1 protein-coding gene is annotated in these 493 nt (G+C 64.3%); it reads left to right on the top strand.

Annotated features, from left to right (window positions below):
* Nucleotides 1-493, top strand: a 493-nt coding sequence (locus tag J5M67_RS28035) for a sensor domain-containing diguanylate cyclase (protein ID WP_207888624.1), incomplete at both ends; no start/stop codon positions are given.

Here is a 493-nt window from a genome sequence, read left to right on the forward strand (position 1 = left end):
GTTCGGCCCGTCGCTCGACAATGCGCTGCTCGCCGCCGATCCGGTGGCGATCGTCATCTGGACGATCAACCTCGGCGCGATCGCCGCCGCGCTGTTCGTCGGCCGGATGAGGACGATGCTCGACATCTGGCTCGTCGTCGTGCTGCTCGCCGGCTTCACCGATACCAGCCTGAATCTGCTGAGCACCGCGCGCTTCACCGCCGGCTGGTACGTCTCGCGCCTGTTCAGCATGATCGCGCCGGGCATCCTCGTCTGCGTGCTCGTCTGGGAAGTGACGGTGCTGTACCGGCGGCTGTTCGACGCGCACGCATCGCTCATGCGGACCGCTTCGCACGACGCGCTGACGATGGTGTACAACCGCAGCTATTTCAACGAACAGTTCGAGCGCGCCTTTCACTACGCACGCCGGCACAACACGCCCCTCGCGCTCGTGATGGTCGACGTCGATCATTTCAAGCAGTACAACGATACGTTCGGCCACCTGCAAGGGGAC

The organism is Pseudomonas sp. 30_B, from assembly GCF_017491605.1.
Taxonomy (GTDB): domain Bacteria; phylum Pseudomonadota; class Gammaproteobacteria; order Pseudomonadales; family Pseudomonadaceae; genus Pseudomonas.